The sequence below is a fragment of the Mycobacterium sp. DL genome (assembly GCF_039729195.1).
GTDB lineage: Bacteria > Actinomycetota > Actinomycetes > Mycobacteriales > Mycobacteriaceae > Mycobacterium > Mycobacterium hippocampi_A.
In genome coordinates, this window is record NZ_CP155796.1 from 1,992,982 (window position 1) to 2,008,591 (window position 15,610).

Consider the following 15,610-nt stretch of genomic DNA (forward strand, 5'->3'; position numbering starts at 1 on the left):
CATGGACCCGAAACGCGAGACGCTTGCCTTGTCGGCGTTCGACAACGTCTACCACGTGGGCCATGTCGTCCCCGATCTGTTGCCGGCCATGCGGACTCTTGGCGGCGCCATGCAGATCACGTGGGCGCCACCGTTCGAGATGCGTAGTGGCTTCGCCCGTCCGGACGGATCCGCGGACGACCAGACCGTGCGCATCGCGTTCTCCGCTTCCGGCCCGCCGTACCTGGAGCTCATCGAGGTGGTCGCTGCCGCTGACTCGATCTTCGCTGAACCGAAGCTCGGCGGCATGCACCACGTCGGTTATTACGCGCAGCGCTGGCGCGACGACGTGACGCGACTGCAGGACGACGGTTGGGAGTTGGAGCGCACGGGTGCCGGTGTGGCGTTCCTGCGCGACCCGCACAGCGGCCTTCGCGTGGAGGTGGTGAGCTTCAAGGGCCGCGACTTCCTGACCCGAGTGCTCGACGGTGAGATGGCGCAGCTCTACCCTCTGACCGAGCGCCCGTGACCGCAGTCGCGCACACCGCCTACGGAGCACTGCGCGGCGACGCAACCGGCGACGTCGTCGTCTTTCGCGGCGTGCCATACGCAGCGCCGCCGACAGGCGAGCGACGTTGGCGCCCAGCGCAACCCGTGACCAGCTGGGCAGGCGTGCGCGAGGCGACAGCGTTCGGGGCGATTGCACCGCAGGAGATCTCGCCCGAGCGGCTGGCCAAGCGCGGCCTAACGATGAGCGAGGACTGTCTCACGCTCAACATCTGGACGCCTGCGGCCGACGACAACCGCCGACCCGTGCTGGTCTTCCTGCACGGCGGCGGACAGACGCAAGGGCACGGGTCCGCTCCGCTCCTCGACGGTTCGCGGCTGGCCCGGCGCGGCGACATCGTGGTGGTGACGATGAACTTCCGGCTCGGCGCGCTGGGTGCGCTCTATGCGCCCGACTGGCACGGGGCCGACTCCACCAACCTGACACTGCGCGACCAGAGGCACGCGCTGCAGTGGGTGCGCGCGCAGATCGGCGCTTTCGGCGGCGACCCCAGCGCCGTCACGGTGGCGGGCCAGTCCTCCGGTGCGATCGCGATATCGGCCTTGCTCGCCGGAGGGTGTGAACTCTTCGACCGTGCGATCCTGCAGAGTGGCGGCTTGGAGCGCGTCCGGTCGACGGCGGCTGCCTCGGCCGCGGCCGAGCAAGTCATGTCTGCCGTCACACGAGAACCGTCTGTCGCGGAAATCATTGCTGCACAAGGTGCTATCGACACGGGATTCGTGCCGCCGAAGGGCCCGTTTCATCCCTGCATCGACGGTGGCGTCATCGAACGGCATCCGTTGTTGCTCGCGCGGACCCGGGACATGCCGGCGATCCCAGTCCTCGCCGGGACGACGCGCGACGAGTGGCGGATCTTCGACGCGGCGCTGGATGAGGGCGTCTTCACCGAGAAGTACGTGCGGGACAGGGCGCAGGCACTGGCCGGGGATGGTCACGACGCCGACGCGGTGGTGGCGACGTACGGCGCCGACCACCAGACGCTTCGTGATGTCGCCAGCGCGATGGTCACCGACTACCACTTCACCGCGCCGACAGAGCAGTTCGTCCGGGCACACGCCGAGCGCGGCAACACGGTGTTCCGCTACGAACTGCAATGGACCTCTCCGCGTGCCGGATTGGGCGCATGTCACGATTCGTGCCTGCCCTTGCTTTTCGGCAACCTGGACGCTGCGCCTGCGCTGGCCGGTGACGACGCAGAGGCGCGCCATATGTCAGACGCAGTTCAGGATCTGTGGCTGGAATTCGTGCGTGGGGGAGAGCCCTGGGAACCCTACGACGGCGTCGGCGGGTCCACGATGCTGCTCGGTCCAGAGACCGGAGTCGTACGTGAGCACCGCGCAAAGCAACTCGCCATTTGGGAGAATCGCTATCCCGCCTACGGTTAGGCGGTGCAGTGAAATGCGCGGCTGCGAAAGTTCGCGCGGTGCTCAGGCTGCTTGGTTGTCGGGGGGTGCGGGTCCGCCGGGTTCGCTGGGGTGGTCGATCGGGGGTGGGGCGCACGATTCTGTGTCGCCGACCTCATCACGATCGGCGGACTCGGCTGACGGAGCGATACCGTTGGGGCCCTGAGGTTCCGGTTCTTCTGGTGGGCGGAGAAGGGCTTCGGGGCGGTGGTAGTAGTTGATTCGTGTTTGGCCGGTGTCCAGTCCCGGTGGTGGGATCCATTCGACTTCGTGGCGGTCGTTCATCCGGGTGGTCCAGCCGCCGTGGGTGTTGACGAGGCGGTTGTCGGGTCCACAGGCGAGGCCGAGGTCGTCGATGTTGGTGTTGCCGCCGGCCGCCCAGTCGGCGGTGACGTGATGCACTTGGGTGCCGTAGGCGCCGACGGTGCAGCACGGTTTGGTGCAGCCGTTGTCGCGGGCGATGAGCATGAGTCGTTGGGCGGGGGAGGCGATGCGTTTGGTGCGGAACAGGTCCAGGGCTGATCCGGTGGTGCGGTCGAACACCGCGAGGCTGTGGTGGGCGTGGGCGCCGAGGCGGATCACGTCTTTGATCGGGATGACGGTGCCGCCGCCGGTGACACCGACCCCGGCCCTGCTCTCGAGGTCTTGGAGGGTGGTGCGGATGATGATCGATACCGGGAGCCCGTTGAGGTCGCCCAGGCCGCTCATCAACGCGATCCGCCCGACCACCACCAGCGCGTCGTGTTGGCGTTGGGCCAGGCTGCGGTGGTCGTTGTCGATCTGGGCTTGGCTCGGTGTGCCCGACGTGCACGGTTCGGGGTCATCAGGGTTGCACATCCCGGGGGCGGCGTATTTGGCGAAGATCGCCTCCAGGGTCGCCCACGCTTCGGGGGTCAACTCCCCTCGGACGGGGATGTTGCCGTTGCGTTGTTGTTTACCTGCCGATAGGCCGCGGGTGCGGGCGCGTTCGGTGTCGTCGGGTTCGGGGCCGTCCTGGTCGAGCAGGAACAACCGCAGCGCGGCGGTCTCTTTGAGTTCCTTCGGCCCGACTCCGACCGCGACGCGGACCAGGTCGACTTCGAACTGGGCGGCGGTGGCCGCGTCGACGAAACCCGGCAACTTTGTGACCGCGGCGCGGATCACCGCGACGTGCTCGCTGGTGATCAGCCCGAGAGCTTGGGCGGCCGCGGTCGCCGGCAGCGCTGCGGGCAGGGGCTCTCCGGTGATGGTGCGTCGCGGCGCCAACACCGCGGCCTCGTTCAGGCGGCGATTCGCTTCGGCCCCGGATATGCGCCAGCGGACGGTCAGGACGTCTTTCCAGGATTTGGCGCCCAGCTGCTGCGGAGTGGCCTCGGTCTGTAGCCGGGCCAGCAGCCGCTGACTCACGCTGGGGAGCTGGCAGGTCAGGGTTTGCAGATCGTCGAGGGGCCCGATCAGCTCTGCGCGGGTCAGCAGGTCGATATCGCAGGCGGCGACGGCGTCGAAGGCGGCCCGCAACGCGGTCACCGCCTCCTGCAAACCCGTCCCCGACATGATTCGAACATACATTCGACCACTGACAAATCCGGGCAACGGTGTGACTGCTGAAACTGAAGTGACACAACACATCCAAGTGACAAACGATGCCTCAAAACATCGGTGACTGTTCGGGTGGTCTTGGTGGTGATACTTCTGCCTCGAGGCTGCGGGGTCCTCGCCCAGCGACGAATTCGGTCGTCGAGCCTGTACTCGAGCACCACCGTCCCGGCCGGCACCCATGTCACCAATGGGTGCTCACCGTCGATTGGCGCCGAAGTGTCAGTCGTCGGCAACCCCGGCGCCGGCAAGGGCGGGGACGCTGTCCTCAGGGTGAATCACCGAGTGCACACCGGTCCTGAACCGATCGAGGGTGTCGATGATCGTCTGTCCCTCCGGGGTGTGTCCCCAGATACTGATGCCTTGATGCGTGGTTGGTTCCCAGGTGCTTTCGTCGACGACGATCGGATTCCAGCCCACCTCCCATTCGAACCCGGACGGGGTCTGCGCGTAGAAGGACAGTTCCTTGTCATTGGTGTGCTGGCCGATCGACAGCGCGATGTCGAAGCCAAGATGCTTGACCCGCTGGTAGGCCGACGTCATGTCGTCGAGATCGGCGACCTGGACGTTGCAGTGCTGGATTCGGGTGCGGATCGGATTGATCGGCAGACGGTTCACCGAGGCGATGGCCACGGTGTGGTGACGCTCGTTGACTCGCAGGAAGCGGATCTTGAACTTCAGTCCGCTGATGGTCTCGTCGATGTAGTCGCTCAGCCGGGCGTCGAACACTGTGCTGTAGTAGCCGCGCATCTGGTGCGGTCGCTTGGTCGCGATGGCAACGTGTCCCATCCCGTCCACACCGGTGACGAAACCACTGCGCGCAGCCAACTGCGCTGGCGCTGAGGCTTTCCGGGCATCGATATAGATCTCCTGGTTCAGACCGTTCGGCCCGGGGAACCTGATGAAGCGCTCGACACCGCGCAGCATGGCTTCCTCTGCGGGGCCCTCCGTCACCGGCACCCCGTGACTCCGAATGCGCGTCTCGATCGCCTCGAAGGTGGCATGGTCGTCGAGTTCCCATCCCAGTGCCGTCGTGTCCTCTGCCCGACCGCGTTGCACCAGGAACCGGCACTCGTTGTCGTCGAGGCGGAACCGCATGACGTCGGGGAGCGTCTCGTCGAGGTGCATGCCGATTCCGTCGCGGCCGAACCGTTTCCAGTCGCCGAACTTCTCGGACTCGATCACGAGGTAGCCGAGACGGACCTTGCCGAAAACGTCCGTGCCCGCGGTCATGAGGTCGCCAATCGTGATTCGGCGGAGAGGAACTCGGTCACGAGCTGGTTGAACAGCTCGGCGCGCTCCCACTGCATCCAGTGGCCGGTATGCGAGGTCATGACGAGCTCGGCGTTGGGCATGAGGTTGAGCAGTAGCGGTCCGCCGGATGGTCGATTGACCTTGTCGTCCCGTCCCCACAGCACCAGAGTCGGATTGGGCAGGCAGCGGAGCCGCTTGTCCCGGGTCAGGTCCATCCGCCACAGGGTGCGCAGCCCTTTCGGTCGCTGCAGCGGGGGATCGGCCACCACTTCAGGGTCGATCGAGGCCCGGTAGCGCAGGTCGATCAGATCGTCGGGTACAGCGGCGCCGTCGTACACCAGGTATGTCCGAATGAACGATGACAGCTTGTCGCGGGTGGGACCTCCACCTCCGTAGTACGACAGCAGGTTCTTCAGTCCGTCGGTGGGCAGGCCCCTGGTGGTGCCGATGCCGCCCGGCCCCATCAGCACGAGCTTGCCGACCCGGCGCGGCGTGTCCAGGGCCAGTCGGAGGGCAGCCGCCCCTCCGTACGAATTGCCGATCAGATGTGCTGTGGGAAGACGTAATTCGTCCAGTAGGCCGCGGATCGAGTCGGCGAGGTGGCCAAACGGATCATCGTGGTTGACATGTTTGGTCGAACGGCCGTACCCGGGCATGTCGGGGATGATGACGCGGAAAGAGCGCGCCAGCGAGGCGATGTTGCGTGAGTAGTTCGACACCCCGGAGGCGCCGGGGCCGCCGCCATGGAGCATCACAACGGCCGGACCGACTCCGCCGGTGTCGGTGACGAAGATCTCTGCATCCTTGACGCGCACCGTGTATTCGGAGCCCATACGTGTCGGGTCGGTATCGGGGAGGGCGGGTTCGGTCATGCGAGTTCCTTCGATCGTTCGGCCACTACGCCGGTGAACCCGGCCGGGGGTTGCGGAAGGGGTTTGTCGCCGCCGGCGGCGTAGATGAATCCGTCGGGTCGAACGGCCACTACCGAGGCCTTCTTCTGCCTGAGCCAGCGGATGAGCGTTCCGTCCGCATCGACGACGGAGTCGGCGCGGGGCGCGCTCCCGGGCGGGGCGATCCTGACGATGGGAACACCGGCCGATCGCCAGGCCTGCCATGGACGTTCGGGACCCGTGTGCAGGATCGTCCAACAGCCGCCGATGATGTCGTCGAGCCGGACCCGGTCCCCGTGGCTGTCGATGACCCATGGTTGGGGGATGAGCCAGCCCTCCGCCGGATTGCCGTTGAGCGCCAACAGGCCGGTCCGGTAGTGGGCGTCGGGGAGCCACCGATGGTCGCGAAGCCATGTGGTGAAGTACGGCACCTTGCTGGCGGCGCGGAGAACGTGATTGCGCACTTTCGCGCGCAAGCGATTTCGCTCGACGATGAGTCTGCCTGTCTTGACCGCGCGGTTGGTGACTTCCTTGAGGTGGGGCAGTCTCTCGTCCTGGTAGGTGTCGAGAACCGCGTCGGGCAGTGAACCGTTGAGGACTGCACCGAGTTTCCAACAGAGGTTGGCCACGTCCCGCACTCCGGCGCACATGCCCTGACCGATCCACGGCGGCATCGCGTGTGCTGCATCGCCCGCCAGGAACACCCGGCCTATCCGCCACCGGTCGGCGAACCGCACATGGTGGCTGTAGCAGGCGAAGCCGATGATCTCGACGTGGTCCTTGGTGATCCCCTGGTCCCCGAGCACGTTCCAGATGACCTCCTCGGTGAGGAGGTCCTTCTCGTCTTCTTCATCGCGCACCGGAAACTCCCACCTGTGGTGCCCCAGCGGAGTGGGGCAGTCCACTGTGGGGCGGGCGGGGTTGCAGTGGAAACGCAACCGGTCATGGCCGGGCCACTCCTCGAGCATCTTGGTGTCGATGACGATCCACCGCTCCGAGAATGTGCGTCCCCTGAAACCGATACCCAGTTGTCCGCGGATCGAACTCGACCCCCCGTCGGCGGCGATCACGTATGACGCGCGGATCCTCGTGAACTTGTCCTCGGTCAGGTCGGCGAGCATCAACTCGACGTCGCCGGCATGCTGGATGACCCGAAGGCACTCGTGTTCGAGCAGAAGCGAGACGTTGGGGAAGCGCTCGACCCCTTCCCGCAGGATTTTGTCCACAGCGGGCTGATAGATGAACTGCTGCGGAGGGTGCCCGCATCCCCGCTCGGTGGGGAGAAGTCTGACGAAGGGCACACCTTCGGCGTCGACGAAGTTCGCGCCCGCACCGGGTTGCATGTCGGCTGTGAGCCGTTCCGACAACCCGACCTGTTGCCAGATCCGAACAACCTCCTCATCGGTGGAGATCGCCCTGGCGCGGAAATAGATGTCGGGGTCACGTTCGATGACGACGACCTCGAGTCCGCTCTGTCCCAGCAGATTGGCTGCGGTGGCACCCACGGGGCCGTAGCCGACGATCGCCACGTCGTAGGTCGAAGAATCGTTCATGGCTGTCTCTCACCTGTCTGCCGGGTCAACGCTGACCGACGACTTGTTCTGTAGTGATCGCTACGCTAATGTAGTGATCACTACAGAGTCAAGGGTGAGGGAGAAAATGGCCGCGCCAGACAAACCCCAGCGCCGTCGTCGGCGAGCGGACGGCGAGATGTCCCGCAACCGGATCTTGGACGCTGCCACCGAGATTGCGACCGAGCGTGGCTACGAGGGCACCAGCATCGGCGCGGTCAGCGCGAAATGTGAACTGCCGGCCAGTTCCATCTACTGGCATTTCAAGGACAAGGACGACCTGATTGCCGCCGTCATCGAGCGCAGCTTCGGCAACTGGCTGAAGGTATGGCAGATGCCCGCGGACGTCGTGGCCAGGGATCGTCTGATGGAGGTGGCGGTCGGTACGGCGAAAGCGGTGATGGACTCGCCCGACTTCCTCCGCTTGGGTCTGATGCTCGCGCTGGAACGGCGGCCGGTCGAACCGAAGGCGAGGGCGATGTTCGTGCAGGTTCGTGAACAAGCCTTCGCGGCCTTGTCGGCGAGTATCCGCGATCTGGCGCTGGGATTGTCCGAGGCTCAGGTCGGCCAGTTGGCGACGTATGCGATCGCCGGTGCGGACGGGCTGTTCATCGCCAAGGAGGTCGGAGGCGACAGTGTCGATGTGGTCGCCTTGTTCACCCTTCACGGCCAGGCCATCTACGACACCGCGCTGCGCATGATCGAGGAGAACAACCTCTGACGCGCCGCCGGCGAACGGTGACCGAACCAAACTGACGTCTGTGCCGAATGCTGGGCATGGACCAGCCCGTGCTGAACCGGATCACCGTGCTGGCCTTGACTGCACCCCGTCGCGTGCTGGCTGTCACCGCGTTGTTGATGGTCCTCGCCGGGGTGTTCGCCGTGCCGGTCACCAAGAGCCTGTCGGCCGGCGGGTTCCAGGATCCCGCCGCCGAGTCGACCCGGGCGACCCAACTGCTCACCGACGAGTTCGGTCAGCCGAACACGCAGCTGATCCTGATGGTCAGCGCGCCCGACGGCGTCCAGAGCCCGGCGGCGCGCGCCGCCGCGGCCGACATCGCCGAGCGCCTCGGCGGTGCGTCGGCGGTGACGGGCGTGGTATCGGCATGGACGGCGCCACCGCCGGCCGCAGGCGGACTCATCAGCGTCGACGGCACGTCCGGACTGATCGTCGCCGGGATCGCCGGGGAAGAGAAGGAGGCGCCACAGCGGGCGCAGGCCCTTGCCGACGAGGTGGTCGCGGATGTCCAGAGCCGGCATCGCGATGTCACCGTGCAGGCGGGCGGTGCGGCGATGGTGTTCGCACAGATCAACTCGCAGACCGGGCGCGACGTGCTGGTGATGGAGGCGATCGCGATCCCACTCAGCTTCGCCGTGCTGGTCTGGGTCTTCGGTGGTCTGCTCGCCGCGGCACTGCCGGTGGCGGTGGGTGCTGTGGCGATCGTCGGCTCTCTGGCGATCCTGCGGCTGATCTCGCTGAGCACCGATGTCTCGATCTTTGCGCTGAACCTGTCTACTGCACTGGGCCTGGCCCTGGCCATCGACTACACGCTGCTGATCATCAGCCGCTACCGCGAGGAGATCTCCTCCGGCGCCGAACCCGACGAGGCGTTGACCACCACGATGCGCACCGCCGGGCGCACCGTGATCTTCTCGGCGACGACGGTGGCGTTGTCGTTGGCCGCGATGGTCCTTTTCCCGATGTATTTCCTCAAGTCGTTCGCCTACGCCGGCATCGCCACCGTTGCGCTGTGCGCGGTGGCCGCGCTGGTGGTCACCCCGGCCGCGATCGTGCTGCTCGGCACCCGCCTCGACGCCTACGACGTGCGCCGCAGCATCCGTCGTCGACGTGGCCGCGGTGAGCCGACGCCCACCCCGGTGCGGCAACTGTTCTGGTACCGGTGGGCGACCGCGGTGATGCGGCGGGCGGTGCCCGTCGGTCTTGCCGGTTCGGCAGTGCTGCTTGTCGCCGGCCTGCCGTTCCTGGGCATCGAGTGGGGTTTCCCCGACGATCGGGTGCTCCCGGCGACCGCTTCGTCGCACCAGGTCGGTGACCGGATGCGCGAGGGCTTCGCCGACGACTCCGCGACCGCGGTGACCGTGGTGATACCCGACTCCCGGGGCCTGACCGAACCCGACGTCGAGCAGTACGCCGCTCGGCTGTCCATGGTGGCTGATGTGGGGCCGGTCAGCGCGCCCACCGGCACCTTCGCCGGCGGCACGAAGGTCGGCCCACCGGCGGCCCCCGCGGGGATATCCGACGGTAGCGCCTTTCTGACCGTCAGCAGCAGCGCTCCGCTGTTCTCGCCGGCATCCGACGAGCAACTCGACCGGCTGCACGAGGTGCCCACGCCGGGGGACCGTGCCGTGGAGTTCACCGGGATGGCCCAGGTCAACCGCGACAGCGTCGCGGCGATCACCTCACGGGTACCGCTGGTGCTCGGCGTGATCGCGGTGGTCACTTTCGTGCTGCTGTTCCTGCTGACCGGTAGCGTCGTCATGCCGATCAAAGCGCTTGTCCTGAACGTTCTTTCGTTGACCGCCGCGTTCGGTGCGCTGGTGTGGATCTTCCAGGACGGTCACCTGGGGGCCTTCGGGACCACGCCCACGGGCACGCTGGTCGCGACGATGCCCATCCTGTTGTTCTGTATCGCGTTCGGATTGTCGATGGACTACGAGGTCTTCCTGCTCGCCCGCATCCGTGAGTACTGGCTGGCCAGCGAGCGCACCCGCGCCGATATCGACGACAGCGTGGCCCTCGGACTGGCCCGCACCGGACGGGTCATCACGGCCGCCGCCCTGATCATGTCGATCTCGTTCGCAGCGTTGATCGCCGCGCAGGTCTCGTTCATGCGGATGTTCGGCGTCGGTCTGACGCTGGCGATTCTGGTCGACGCCACCCTGGTCCGGCTGATCCTGGTGCCGGCCTTCATGCGCATCCTCGGCCGGTGGAACTGGTGGTCCCCGACGCCGCTGGTGACTCTGCACTACCGTATCGGCATCCAGGAGGTCGCCCCCTCCCGGGGAAAGCACTGGTCAAAGCGATGACGCAATTTTCTTTGTCGTCAACCCAACCAAACGGGGTACGGCTCCGAATGATGGACATACGCCAGGCCCGCATCGGAGCGGGCCCGGCGTTGCTTTCCAGCGCCGGGCCGATTGTGTGAATGGGGAACGCCGAGTTGCCGAACATGCCAGATCGACCACTTCTGAATGTCAGCGCAGCGCTGTGCGCGAGGTCACGTTGTTGAGCGGGGGCGAGGGCGGCACGCGCGCGCTGGTCCCGCCGCGCCGACATCTCCACAGGCACCGCGGCCACGCCGTCACCGGTGGTCCGGTGCACTGGCGCGACGAGATCCGGGTCGCGGTGCGGTCCCATCTCACCGACTTCGTGGCGGGCGAGTGTCGCACCGACCTGGGCGCCGCCCGCGTCGGCGTCGCGAACGAGGTGTTGTCGGGCTTTGTCGACGGCGGCAAATGTGTGCGGTCGACGTTCATGTACCTGGGCTGGCTGTGTGGTGCGGGACAAGACGATTCGGCGCTGCGCGCATCGGCGAGCCTGGAGCTGTTCCACGCCTTCGCTCTTATGCAGGATGACGTCATGGACGAATCGGCGTTACGCCGGGGTCGCCCCGCCGCGCACGTGATGTTCAGCACCTGGCACCGCGACCGCGCGCTGACGGGTGCTTCAGCCCGTTTCGGCGAGTCGGCGGCGGTGCTGCTCGGCGATCTCTGCCTGGTGTGGGCCGGAAAGATGCTCCGCGAGAGCGGGATCGGCGCCGAAGCTCTCGCGCGAGTCTGGCCCCGGTATGACGACATGCGCATCGAGCTGGCCGTCGGCCAGTTCGCCGACCTGGTGAACGACGCGCACACCTTCCCGACACTCGACGAGGTGCTCGATGTGCTGAGGCGGAAGTCCGGCAATTACACCGTGCGCCGGCCGCTGGAGATCGGTGCAGCGATGTCGGGCTGTCCGGACGAGGTGATCGACGCCCTCGGCGGGTACGGCGCGGCCATCGGCGAGGCCTTTCAGTTGCGCGACGACCTGCTGGGTGTGTTCGGGTCGACCACCTTGACAGGCAAGTCGGTCGGCACCGACCTGGCAGCCCAGAAGGCGACCAGCGTCATCGTCGCCGCGCACCAGCTCGCCGACGCCGGGCTGCGTCGCCAGCTCTCCGAACTGATGAGCACGCCCGACCTCAACAGCGCCGACGCCGAGCGGTGGCGGACGCTGATCTCGGCCAGCGGCGCGGTCCAGTGGATCGAGCAGCTCATCGACCAGCGCCTGAACCGAGCGCTGGCACATCTCGACTCGGTCGAGCTTCCCGAAGCGGCCCGTTCAGCACTCGAGGACATGGCCGTCATCTGTACCGAAAGGGCCGCGTGATGCGCACCATCGAAGGAAAGACCGACCGGGTCGTCGTCGTCGGGGCGGGTTTGTCCGGTCTGTCCGCGGCGCTGTATCTGGCCGGGCGCGGACGCCAGGTCACCGTCGTCGAACGCGGCTCGGTGCCCGGCGGCCGGGTCGGACGCGCGGACATCTCCGGCTATCGCATCGACACCGGCCCCACGGTGCTGACCATGCCCGGCATCATCGACGAGGCGATGGCCGCGGTCGGCGAGAAGCTGACCGACCACCTCGAACTGCTACCGGTGCACCCGGCTTACCAGGCGATGTTCGCCGACGGTAGCTCCCTGGCGGTGCACACCGAACCCGACGCGATGTTCGCCGAGGTGGAACGGTTCTCCGGCCGTGGGGAGGCCGAGGAGTACCTGCGCATGCGCTCGTGGCTGACCAAGCTCTACGAGACCGAGTTCGACGGGTTCATCGGCGCCAACTTCGACTCACCGCTGTCGCTGCTGACGCCGCAACTGGCCCGACTGCTCGCCCTCGGCGGCTTCAGGCGCTGGGAGAAGGTGATCCGCAAGTTCCTGTCCGACGAGCGACTGCTGCGGGTGTTCACCTTCCAGGCGCTCTACGCCGGGGTGCCGCCGCAGAGCGCGCTGGCCGTGTACGCGGTCATCGCCTACATGGACACCATCGCCGGGGTGTACTTCCCGCGCGGCGGGATGCGGGCGCTTCCCGATGCGATGGCCGCCGCCGCTGCCGCCGCAGGAGTCGAATTCGTCTACGACTCCCAGGTTTCCGATCTCGAGTGGAGCGGCTCGCGGGTCACCGCGGTGCGCACCCAGACCGGCATGCGGATTCCCGCCGACTCAGTCGTGCTGACCACCGAGCTTCCCGACACCTACCGCCTGCTGGGTCGCACACCCCGCCGACTGCTGAAGCTCCGGCCGGCGCCGTCGGCAGTGGTGGCCCATGTCGGATGTCCGGCCATGGGTGACGACATCGGGCACCACACCATCGTTTTCGGCGACGCCTGGAAGCAGACCTTCGACGACATCATCAACCGCGGACGGGTCATGGGGGATCCGTCTCTGCTGGTGACCAGGCCCACGGCGAGCGACCCGACTCTGGCGCCACCCGGCCGCGATCTGCTCTACGTATTGGCCCCCGCGCCCAATACCGATGTGGGACAGGTTGATTGGGATGTCACCGGGTCGGCTTACGTCGAGGACATGCTCGGCGCCGTCTCCTCGCGACTCCCTCAACTCGGCGACGATCTCGAGGTGCTGCATGTGGTGACCCCCGCCGACTGGGGGCGCCAGGGCATGGCCGCGGGCACGCCATTCGCGTTGGCGCACACCTTCGCTCAGACCGGGCCGTTCCGGCCGGCCAACACCGTGCGCGGCGTGGACAACGTGGTTCTGGCCGGGTCCTCGACGGTGCCCGGAGTGGGTGTGCCCACCGCGGTGTTGTCCGGCAAGCTGGCCGCTGACCGCATCACCGGAGTATCTGTTCGCCATCCTGAACGTGAGGTTCACCGATGATTGGATCCGAGCTCGATGCAGCCGGTCTTCAGGACCCGAAACTGCGTGCGGCATTCCGCGAGTGCAAGAAGATCAACGCGCGCTACGGGAAGACCTTCTTTCTGGCCACCCGTCTGCTGGCACCCAAGCAGCGTCCTGCGGTGCACGCCCTCTACGGGTTCGCCCGGCGTGCCGACGACATCCTCGACGATTTCGACGGCAGGGGCAGCGAGCTGCGTGCCGACCAACTGCAGGCACTGTCCACCAGGCTGTTCAACGCCCTGGTCGAGAACCAGCCGTGCGACGACGACCCCACGCTGACCGCGGTGGTGCACACGGCGCGCAAGTACGACATCGGCTGGAATCTGTTCGATGACTTCCTGACGTCGATGCGCATGGACCTGACGGTCACCGACTACCCGGATCGTGCGGCGCTGGACCGGTACATGTACGGATCGGCAGAGGTCATCGGGCTTCAGCTGCTGCCGATACTGGGCACCGTCGGACCGCGGGAAGACGCCGCACCGCACGCGGCAGCGCTCGGAAAGGCTTTCCAGCTCACCAACTTCATCAGGGACGTCGACGAGGATCTCACCCGCGGCAGGGTGTATCTGCCGGCCGACGAACTCGCCGCCCACGGTGTCGACCGCGAGCTTCTGAAGTGGTGTCAGGACAACAGGCGCGTGGAACCGCGGGTGCGTCGCGCCCTGATGGATCAGCACGCTGCGGCGCGTCAGATCTACGCCGACGCACAGCCGGGTATCGCCGAACTGGCGCCGGCGTCTCGCCCGTGCGTCGCTGCGGCGTCGACCCTGTACTCAGAGATCCTGGCGCGCATCGAGGAGATCGACTTCGAGATCTTCGGTCGGCGCGCCACGGTAGGCAAGGGCCGTCGACTCGCCGTCGCCGGCAGCGGTCTCGTGCGGTCGTGGAACGCCCGGCTACGACACGGGAGTAACTGAAGCGTGGATCGAACAGATCCACTGCGCCAGACACTGCCGGCCCACCCCGGACTCCCTGACGCCGCGGCACTCGACCGAGTTCCGCGCGTTGTCATCGTCGGCGCAGGCATCGCCGGACTCGCCGCGGCCACCGGGCTCAGCGAGCGCGGCGTCAGCGTCGACGTCGTCGAAGCGGGGGACCACCTCGGCGGACGGGTCAGCGGATGGACCGAGAACCTCGCCGACGGGACGTCGACGGCGATGAATCGTGGCTTCCACGCATTCTTCCGGCAGTACTACAACCTGAGATCGTTACTGCGCCGCGCAGATCCGCACCTGAGCGCCCTGACCCCGGTCGACGATTACCCGTTGGTCGACGCGACAGGACGCCTGGACACGTTCCGCGGATTGCCGCGAACGCCACTGCTCAATGCACTGGTGTTCGCGTTGCGAAGTCCGACGTTCCGACTGCGCGACATGGTGCGCCTCGACGCCAGGGCCGCAGCGCCGTTGGCGACGGTGTCGGTGCCGGAGACGTACCACGAACTCGATGACGTCGACGCCGGGACATTCCTGCGCGACATCAACTTCCCGGATGCGGCACAGCATCTCGCGTTCGAGGTGTTCGCCCGTAGTTTCTTCGCGCTGCCGGAGAATCTGTCGGCAGCCGAACTGGTCACGATGTTCCACATCTACTTCCTCGGCTCGAGCGAAGGTCTGCTCTTCGACGTCGCGAACTCCAACTTCGATGTGGCACTGTGGAATCCGTTGCAACAGTATCTGGAGTCCCGCGGGGTGCGATTCCACACCGGGCAACCCGTCGAGAGCCTCTCGCTGGGCTCGGACGTTCACGTGACGTGCAAGGACGGCGCCACATTCGCCGCAGACGCGGTGGTGCTTGCCACCGACGTCGCCGGACTGCGCCAGATCGTCGCCGCCTCGCCGGGCGTCGGCGACGACGACTGGCGGGCCCGGGTGGCCGAGCTCGACAATGCGCCGCCCTTTGTCGTGTTGCGGTTGTGGCTCGATCGCCCGGTGCGGTCCGATCGTGCACCGTTCATGGGCACCGGCGGCCGTCCGCCGCTCGACAACGTCAGCGTGCTGGAGCGCTACGAACGTGAAGCCGCTCTGTGGGCGGCACGGACCGGCGGTTCGGTCGTGGAACTCCATGCGTACTCCGTCACCGAATCCGACGACCGGGTGCGGGATGCGTTGGTGGCGCGCATGCACGAGCTCTACCCCGAAACCGCGGCCGCGTCCATCGTCGGCGAGAAGTTGATACGTCGGCAGGACTGTCCCAGCCTCGCACCGGGCGATTTCGCCCGGCGGCCCGACGTGCAGACACCGGAATCACGAGTGATGTTGGCAGGGGACGGTATTCGTATCGATGTCCCGGTGGCCCTGATGGAGCGTGCGGCGACCACGGGATGGGTTGCCGCCAACCGCCTCCTCGAGAGCTTCGGGCTGGCAGGCCATGTCCTGCACACGGTTCCCAATCACGGTCGATCGGCGCTGCTGCGCAAACTGGCGGCGCGGGGAGGAGGCCGGCCTCGATGAG

Annotated in this window: 12 protein-coding genes; 8 read left to right on the forward strand and 4 right to left on the reverse strand. The window is 66.8% G+C overall.

From position 1 onward, the window contains the following. Window position 1: 1 nt before the first annotated feature. Both ABDC78_RS09575 and ABDC78_RS09580 read left to right on the forward strand, forming a co-directional pair. Window positions 2–508: a VOC family protein gene (locus ABDC78_RS09575; protein ID WP_178362003.1), complete on the forward strand. Its 507-nt coding sequence runs from the start codon at window positions 2–4 to the stop codon at window positions 506–508. Beyond that, window positions 505–1,932, forward strand: coding sequence for a carboxylesterase family protein (locus ABDC78_RS09580; protein WP_178362004.1), 1,428 nt, complete (start codon window positions 505–507; stop codon window positions 1,930–1,932). The genes ABDC78_RS09575 and ABDC78_RS09580 overlap by 4 nt, the downstream gene beginning before the upstream one ends. A gap of 42 nt (window positions 1,933–1,974) precedes the next feature. Here the strand turns inward: ABDC78_RS09580 and ABDC78_RS09585 are convergent, their stop codons facing one another. From ABDC78_RS09585 to ABDC78_RS09600, 4 genes are all read right to left on the reverse strand, one after another. After that, window positions 1,975–3,498, reverse strand: coding sequence for an HNH endonuclease signature motif containing protein (locus tag ABDC78_RS09585; protein ID WP_178362005.1), 1,524 nt, complete (start codon window positions 3,496–3,498; stop codon window positions 1,975–1,977). Window positions 3,499–3,747: 249 nt separating this feature from the next. Further along, window positions 3,748–4,758: a VOC family protein gene (locus ABDC78_RS09590; protein WP_178362006.1), complete on the reverse strand. Its 1,011-nt coding sequence runs from the start codon at window positions 4,756–4,758 to the stop codon at window positions 3,748–3,750. Continuing rightward, window positions 4,755–5,612, reverse strand: coding sequence for an alpha/beta fold hydrolase (locus tag ABDC78_RS09595; RefSeq protein WP_178362360.1), 858 nt, complete (start codon window positions 5,610–5,612; stop codon window positions 4,755–4,757). The genes ABDC78_RS09590 and ABDC78_RS09595 overlap by 4 nt, the downstream gene beginning before the upstream one ends. 35 nt (window positions 5,613–5,647) lie before the next feature. Continuing rightward, window positions 5,648–7,222, reverse strand: a complete 1,575-nt coding sequence (locus ABDC78_RS09600) for a bifunctional 3-(3-hydroxy-phenyl)propionate/3-hydroxycinnamic acid hydroxylase (RefSeq protein ID WP_178362007.1) — start codon at window positions 7,220–7,222, stop codon at window positions 5,648–5,650. 106 nt (window positions 7,223–7,328) lie between these two features. Between ABDC78_RS09600 and ABDC78_RS09605 the strand changes: the two genes are divergently transcribed. The 6 genes from ABDC78_RS09605 (at window position 7,329) to ABDC78_RS09630 (ending at window position 15,609) form a co-directional block, all read left to right on the forward strand. Continuing rightward, window positions 7,329–7,961, forward strand: a complete 633-nt coding sequence (locus ABDC78_RS09605; protein WP_178362361.1) for a TetR/AcrR family transcriptional regulator — start codon at window positions 7,329–7,331, stop codon at window positions 7,959–7,961. A 68-nt stretch (window positions 7,962–8,029) separates the two neighbouring features. Further along, on the forward strand, window positions 8,030–10,288 hold the full coding sequence (locus ABDC78_RS09610) for an MMPL family transporter (protein WP_178362362.1): 2,259 nt from the start codon (window positions 8,030–8,032) through the stop codon (window positions 10,286–10,288). Between the two features lie 289 nt (window positions 10,289–10,577). Next, window positions 10,578–11,627: a polyprenyl synthetase family protein gene (locus ABDC78_RS09615; protein WP_347133489.1), complete on the forward strand. Its 1,050-nt coding sequence runs from the start codon at window positions 10,578–10,580 to the stop codon at window positions 11,625–11,627. Further along, complete coding sequence (gene crtI, locus ABDC78_RS09620; RefSeq protein ID WP_178362008.1) at window positions 11,627–13,132, forward strand: phytoene desaturase family protein; 1,506 nt, start codon at window positions 11,627–11,629, stop codon at window positions 13,130–13,132. The genes ABDC78_RS09615 and crtI overlap by 1 nt, the downstream gene beginning before the upstream one ends. After that, window positions 13,129–14,073 (forward strand): phytoene/squalene synthase family protein, encoded by a 945-nt coding sequence (locus tag ABDC78_RS09625; protein ID WP_178362009.1) that lies wholly within the window; start codon window positions 13,129–13,131, stop codon window positions 14,071–14,073. The genes crtI and ABDC78_RS09625 overlap by 4 nt, the downstream gene beginning before the upstream one ends. Window positions 14,074–14,076: 3 nt before the next feature. Then, window positions 14,077–15,609, forward strand: a complete 1,533-nt coding sequence (locus ABDC78_RS09630; protein ID WP_178362010.1) for an FAD-dependent oxidoreductase — start codon at window positions 14,077–14,079, stop codon at window positions 15,607–15,609. The last annotated feature ends 1 nt before the right edge of the window (window position 15,610 follow it).

Excerpts from the sequence above, each read along its gene's own strand:
- ABDC78_RS09575 (WP_178362003.1), top strand. The coding sequence starts at position 2 with ATGGACCCGAAACGCGAGACGCTTGCCTTGTCGGCGTTCGACAACGTC.
- ABDC78_RS09585 (WP_178362005.1), bottom strand. The coding sequence starts at position 3,498 with ATGTATGTTCGAATCATGTCGGGGACGGGTTTGCAGGAGGCGGTGACC.
- ABDC78_RS09590 (WP_178362006.1), bottom strand. The coding sequence starts at position 4,758 with ATGACCGCGGGCACGGACGTTTTCGGCAAGGTCCGTCTCGGCTACCTC.
- ABDC78_RS09595 (WP_178362360.1), bottom strand. The coding sequence starts at position 5,612 with ATGGGCTCCGAATACACGGTGCGCGTCAAGGATGCAGAGATCTTCGTC.
- ABDC78_RS09600 (WP_178362007.1), bottom strand. The coding sequence starts at position 7,222 with ATGAACGATTCTTCGACCTACGACGTGGCGATCGTCGGCTACGGCCCC.
- ABDC78_RS09605 (WP_178362361.1), top strand. The coding sequence starts at position 7,329 with ATGGCCGCGCCAGACAAACCCCAGCGCCGTCGTCGGCGAGCGGACGGC.
- crtI (WP_178362008.1), top strand. The coding sequence starts at position 11,627 with ATGCGCACCATCGAAGGAAAGACCGACCGGGTCGTCGTCGTCGGGGCG.
- ABDC78_RS09625 (WP_178362009.1), top strand. The coding sequence starts at position 13,129 with ATGATTGGATCCGAGCTCGATGCAGCCGGTCTTCAGGACCCGAAACTG.